This is a genomic window from Cupriavidus pauculus (assembly GCF_008801835.1).
GTDB lineage: Bacteria > Pseudomonadota > Gammaproteobacteria > Burkholderiales > Burkholderiaceae > Cupriavidus > Cupriavidus pauculus.
The window spans coordinates 227,024-233,120 of record NZ_VZOW01000006.1 but is presented as its reverse complement, the minus strand read 5'-3'; the positions used below and the strand labels follow the sequence as shown (position 1 = coordinate 233,120).

Below are 6,097 nucleotides of genomic sequence, written 5' to 3'. Positions count from 1 at the left end.
CACAATAAAGGCGACATCTTCCCTCAGGCGCGTGCATGCACGCTCCCTGAGGGAACCCCTCCAGCGTCCATCACCGTTCTTGCTCAAATCCCCACGCTTTCGGCATCACGAAAGCTGCTTATGCACAACATGCTCGGCGCCAGCAACGACAGTGCTCGAAGATGCGCCGTAACACCGCTATACGTGGGGCGGCTGGGTTGTCGGTCCGACCGACAACCCAGCACAGATACAGGTACGACGTAATGCCGATTAGGTCGGACTTCGCCGTGCGGAGATCCTGTATTCTTCACGCCTTTACTTTCAGCGCCTCTTCCTCTGGCAGGACGTAGAAGTGCAATTCGTTGTCATGCTGCTTGATCACAATGGGGCGCCAGCCGCTAGGTGGAATCAATGTTCGCATGACTCCCGGCAGAGCGTCGGCGGGGAGGATCGCAGCAGTTGACCAGGCACCAGCGTTATGGCTAGCCACGACGGCATCGATTACGCGTTTGACAGACTTAGCCTTGTTGGGCACTCGCGTAGCCTTTGCAGCCTGCTTTGCGGCTCGCTCATCGACTTCGATTTGCCTCCTGATCTTATTCAAACCGTCGGCTGCTTTGACCCATGTAGCGAAAGTTTGCGCGGTCTGTCCTTCAATGTGCGCGCGAATCAGAATCTTGGCATCGGCCGAAGCCTGTTTTGTGTCGGATCTGCGAAGAAGTCTAGACAGCAAATGAAATTCCGTGGTCCGTGAATTTCGACCCTTTAGACCATAGGGCCGGCACTGCTGGCGCAGATCTTCCATAAGTGTGACGATTGCTTCGGGTGTAGCGTCATCAAAATATTTGCGCCGTACTTCGAGAATCTTGGCGAAGGCCTTGATTACCTTGTCTCGCAGCTTTTCATTTTGTTCATCTTGCTCCGTCTTGAGGCTGCTTCCCAAAGAAATGATTTCATTAAGATCGCTCCGAAAGACTGGGAGAACTGCGTCCTTGTCGAATGGCTTCCGCGTGTGACTTTCAGCTGACTCTGTAGCCTCTGACTGCATTTCAGATCGCGATGGAAGGGCGGATTGTTGCGTAGGGGGGAGCGCAGTATCTGTTTCTACCGCAGGCGGGACTTTCTCTTCGGCAGTGTCAGCGGGTTTTACGGTTGTCGGGACGCCGTGGGAAGAGAGTGCGGTCATCCCACGGAAACGCAGCTTATTATTGCGAAGTTTGGAAAGGGGGACTCCAGTAAAGGATTTTTGCGAAATCTTGCGGATGCGAAGCTTCCGTTCAAAAGTCTGTGCTTGAGTGAGAGGCATAATATTCTCCTAATTAGGTTCGCCGAAATGTCGGTTAGCCGACAGGACGAACTTTAATTCGGAGCAAAAATGCAATATAGCCCGCGTGCTACATGGCGTCGGTGTTTGCTGGTCAATGTTGGCGTTTACTACCAAACGACATACCTTCCAGCCACCCCGTGATCGTCCGTTCAGCCTGAATCTCCGAGAGCGAGACATTCCGCATCTTGGCAGCGGCAAGGATTTCATCTTTGATGCCGAGCGCCGCTTGTCGCTTGCTGGGGTAGGTCTTGCTAGCTGCGAGATCACGTGCGAGCTGCCGAAGCGGGGCGAATTTTGCATCCCGCCTCTGTGCGCCGGACTTGCTGCGTTCGGCCACGACGTACCCTAGTGCTGGCTCCAGGATAAGCAGTCCCTCTACGAAGCCGAGACAATACTGCGCGTTTCCAATATATGCCCAGGCCAAAGTATGCTCGCATTGTTCCTCTGCAAGTTGTGCGCAAACCGCGTATGTCATGGACCTCACGATTGCCTTGATAGAGGGAATGCGAGCAGCGTCAAAGCTGGGGGGAAGGCTTGGGAGTCGGATCTCTAGTGGGTCATCGCTGCCCGACCGCACTTTCTCCATCAGCGGATCAAGGATCTGCGCGCAAAAATCGCTCTTGGAATTCGAGTGGTCCAACAGGTGATACGCCCTCATGAGCGCTTCAAAAATCTGGTCGAATGCATCGCCGATAGATTCGAATTCGGGAAACGGGGTGCCAATCTTGCGAAGCGTCGCAGCTACATTCATTGGTTCATTTTTGGGAGAGCGTGGCATGTTGGTCGCGCTGCTTGGCCGCGTTCGCGGTCTTGGGGTACGTGTGTTAGGCCGAAAGCTGGCCAGATGCACGGTGGCTCATCTGGCTAGCCTGTGGGGAAAATTTAGAAGGGGGCAATTGTCGGTTTAACCGACAATTGTATTGCACGGCCTTGAATGTTTTCTCAGATGTCACCACACGGTACCGATATGCGCGAGACAGTTGCCGCTATCCTTTTAGCAGTTCTCCAATATATTGCCCCAATGCATACTGTAGAACATCGGAATTGAGCCCGGCTGCACCGCCTAGAAGCGGGGCAACTACCAACGTTGCGTCGCCTTGAGTAAAGATGTGCAGCCGCTTGGGCAAGTCGGCGGGCTGCAACACGACCTCTGAGCTTGCGGTGCCGGTGAACCCAAATGCGTGCAGAAAGTCGTCAGCATGGCGAGGTCCAAAGCAAACAATAATCTTTGGTGCCATTCGTTGCCTCAGCTCTGCAAGGTAACGGAATCGGCCGCCCACGCGGCAAAGATCGATGTAGCGATTCTGTGGGTTTAGCGCAGGCTGGCCCCGATGTGTGGCTGACCAACACCTCGATGCCCCAGACCGCGCCGGCAAAGGAAACAAACTCAGCCAGAAATCGCCACCAGAAGGGGCATAAAGCTGATCCCAGAAGTAGTCCTTCCAATCGGATTCGGCCACATCATGGGCAGTCCGGTATGCCGACGCCATGATCCGCGCTGCCTTTTGATGATTTAGCCATCGGGACATATCGTCTCTGTTCCTTTGACGGAAGTTGGAGTCCCAGACGGCGGGCGTGCGCAGTGGCTCAAGAGGTGTTACCAGCCGGGTGCTATTGGCATGTGGCGACACGTCACAAAGCCAGATCGGAGCTCCAGGGTTGCCTTGCATGCCCACGTAGGAGGCTAGGAATGCATCTAGTTCCTCGCTCGACACAATAGAAGAGCTCGACATGCGTTCCCCCGTTGGCTGGCGTATTGGGGTTGCGTGCGTTGCGGACTCGTTCCAGAGCGCTGTCCCTAGTACTAACATGACCCCCAGTTCCCTTTTTGTTATGAAAAATATAACGATCTGGCTAGGATAGTGGGTCCCAACCTTTGCGCAAGTACGTGCGAGCTTGTTGTTGAATGCATACAACAGTTTGCGCGGTCGCCGCGCCATAAAACGAAGTTCACGAAAGGGACATGTCAAGCGCAGCAGCTCTCAGTTTGGTCGGGTGTTTCCGCTTGCTGCGCTTGCTAGCTTGGGCGTACTCGACTGCTAAGCTATTCAGCTAGACGCTTGGTGGCTCATCTGGCTAGCCCTGTGGGCAAAATCTGGTGTCTGGGAAAGGCGAAGATCCGAGGCCCAAGTTCGGTCAATTGCAGAAGTTCGACACATCCGGCCAGATCATTGACAATGAATGCGCAGCAGTGGCACGGCGCCGCTTTCTAATCGTTCCGCTTCTGGAACCTTTGCGAAGCCTCGTCTGCCTCGCTTAGGGGTTATGCAAACAATCGGGGGTAATTAATTGATTATTGGAATTTTCAACAACAAAGGCGGCGTCGGCAAAACGACCTATCTCTATCACGTCGCGCACGATATCGCGAGCAAAGGTAAAACGGTCCTGCTGGTTGACGCGGACCCTCAGTGCAATCTAACGGCCTACTGTTTGTCCGACGCAGCGGTCGAGCGAGCATGGTTGGCCGAACGTGGCAACAGCCTGTTTTTGAACATTCAGCCGTTGCACGAAAGTATGGGCGACATCCGAGACCGCAAGCCGACGCAGGTTAGCGATACCTACTCCAACTTGTATCTCGTACCAGGCGATCCCGCGTTGAGCGATTTCGAGGATACCCTCGGGGACACTTGGAATAGAGCAAAGGGTGGTGCGATCGCCGACCTTCGCAAGCAGACCGGTGTTTACAGGTACATTAAATCTGCTGCAGAAAAAGTCGGCGCTGACATTACCTTCGTCGACCTCGGACCCAACTTGGGCCCGCTCAATCGTACCGTGTTGACCTCGTGTGACTATTTCATGGTACCGGTCTCTCCCGACCTGTTTTCCATCCGTGGCACGCAAAACTTGGGCCGAAAACTAGTGAGTTGGCGCAGGGAATGGGAGCAGATCCGTGCGGCAGGATCAGACAGCGGCGTCGAGATGCCACACGGAGCACCGAAATTCCTTGGATATGTGCGCCAACAGCACAACACTCGTAACAACGACGACGGTATGACCAAAGGCTGGCAAATCTTCGGGCGTAGAGTTGCCGAGTCGATTGAAACGAACATCGTTGAGTTGTTGACTCCGTTGAATCAGGTTATGGAGTGGGAGGACGATGGCTTCGATCTCGGCGGTATTCCAAACCTTCATAGCTTGGTACCTTATTCTCAAGAAGCTAGAAAGCCCATCTTTGATTGCGGCAGTGCTGACGGGCTTCGTGGTGCGCATCTTGCGAAGGCGACTGGCAGCCGCGAGCTATATCAGACAATGAGTGCTACCCTAATAAGTTTAGCCGACACGCACGGCAGTTAAACGATTGGCGGTGCTCGGCGCGTGGGAACGTGTGTCAGTTGATGAAGCACTGGTCGGAGTCCCGCACGGCGAGGGGGCTTGGCAATAGAGGCCGTGGATATATGCCCTTGATTGGATGTGCGGAGTCCGCTATAGAGAATCGCGACGGGCTGCTCTGCGTCGGTCTCCGGCCATCCTGCATATTGGTGAACCAAAATTTGGGATCGAGATGACTGTCGGTTAGGCTGACAGTTCTATGAATGTAGGGCGGTGGTTGCGGTGGCGATTGTAAGGATTCGCGGCCCCATCGAGATGGCTTCGTTCGGGCACTCGGGTTCACAAACGTCGCAGTTGATTCCTGATCTCTTGCGGCAGGTTAGACGGCATGCTGGAATATGGCACATGAGTTGCATCGAGTATGCTTGCGCAACTCTGCTGCAACTCACAAGCATGGTTTTCGAGCATTCTGGCCTGACCGTTGGCAAGGTTGATGCGCTATAATGTATTGTTTTTAAAGGCTTTTTGAGGTACATCATGGCGCTACTGATCACCGACGACTGCATCAATTGCGACGTTTGTGAACCCGAGTGCCCGAACGAAGCCATTTCGATGGGGCCCGAGATCTACCAGATCGACCCCAACAAGTGCACCGAGTGCGTCGGTCACTTCGATGAACCGCAATGCCAGCAGGTTTGCCCGGTGGCATGCATTCCGAAGGATCCGAACCGCATCGAGTCGCATGAGGTGCTGATGCAACGCTATCGGCTGCTCACCGCGGCCAAGCACGCGGCCTGACGTCGCGGACGGTTGCGGCGCTTCGTTCTGGCCCCCACAAGCAAGCAGAAACAAAAAACCCCGCGAGACCGAGCGTCTCAGCGGGGTTTTTTCATGCCGCCAGCGGCGCCTAGCGGCCCGTGTGCAGCTCCATCATCGCGCGCTCGCTCTCGCCGCGTGCCAGCAAGCCGAGCGGCCCGATGGTGCGGTCGATGGCTTCGTCGATCGCCTGCTGTTCTTCCTTGCGCGGCGGCTTCAGCACAAAATTGACCACATCTTCACGTCCGCCGGCGGCGCCGCCCGGTGCATTGCGCGGATGCCCCACGCCGATGCGCAGGCGCCAGAAATCCTGGGTTGTCAGGTGTGCGGCAATGTCCTTGAGCCCATTGTGGCCGCCCGAGCCCCCGCCACGCTTGAGCTTGACCGATCCCGCAGGCAGGTCCATTTCGTCGTGGGCTACCAGGATTTCGTCAGGCAGGATTTTGTAGAAGCGCGCCAGCGAGACGACGGAGAGGCCGGAGCGATTCATGAAGGTGGACGGCTTGAGCAGCCATACGTCCTGATCCCACAGCCTTGCGCGGCCGGCCAGACCATGAAATCGGCCTTCCACGCGCAGTGTGGTGCTGCCCATGCGGGCGAGCTGGTCGACCAGCCAGAAACCGGCATTGTGCCGGGTGGCTTCGTATTCCGCCCCGGGATTGCCGAGGCCGACGATAAGCTTGATCATGCGTGCAAAACGGAAGT

Annotated in this window: 6 protein-coding genes; 2 read left to right on the top strand and 4 right to left on the bottom strand. The window is 55.6% G+C overall.

Annotated features, from left to right (window positions below; genetic code table 11):
• Window positions 1-286: 286 nt before the first annotated feature.
• From F7R19_RS10085 to F7R19_RS10075, 3 genes are all read right to left on the bottom strand, one after another.
• A complete protein-coding gene (locus F7R19_RS10085) occupies window positions 287-1,285 on the bottom strand; it encodes a hypothetical protein (protein WP_150980156.1) in 999 nt (332 codons plus the stop codon).
• 112 nt (window positions 1,286-1,397) lie between these two features.
• Window positions 1,398-2,084, bottom strand: coding sequence for a hypothetical protein (locus F7R19_RS10080; RefSeq protein ID WP_150980155.1), 687 nt, complete (start codon window positions 2,082-2,084; stop codon window positions 1,398-1,400).
• A 208-nt stretch (window positions 2,085-2,292) separates the two neighbouring features.
• On the bottom strand, window positions 2,293-3,039 hold the full coding sequence (locus tag F7R19_RS10075; RefSeq protein ID WP_150980154.1) for a transcriptional regulator: 747 nt from the start codon (window positions 3,037-3,039) through the stop codon (window positions 2,293-2,295).
• A gap of 556 nt (window positions 3,040-3,595) precedes the next feature.
• Here F7R19_RS10075 and F7R19_RS10070 point away from each other — a divergent pair.
• Together F7R19_RS10070 and F7R19_RS10060 are read left to right on the top strand one after the other, a co-directional pair.
• A complete protein-coding gene (locus F7R19_RS10070; protein ID WP_150980153.1) occupies window positions 3,596-4,600 on the top strand; it encodes a ParA family protein in 1,005 nt (334 codons plus the stop codon).
• Between the two features lie 513 nt (window positions 4,601-5,113).
• Entirely contained in the window at window positions 5,114-5,374 is a 261-nt protein-coding gene (locus tag F7R19_RS10060) for a YfhL family 4Fe-4S dicluster ferredoxin (protein WP_061957264.1), read from the top strand.
• 109 nt (window positions 5,375-5,483) lie between these two features.
• Here the strand turns inward: F7R19_RS10060 and pth are convergent, their stop codons facing one another.
• The gene (gene pth, locus F7R19_RS10055; RefSeq protein ID WP_061957263.1) at window positions 5,484-6,080 is read right to left on the bottom strand and encodes an aminoacyl-tRNA hydrolase; all 597 of its coding nucleotides are present in this window, start codon (window positions 6,078-6,080) and stop codon (window positions 5,484-5,486) included.
• Between the last annotated feature and the right edge of the window lie 17 nt (window positions 6,081-6,097).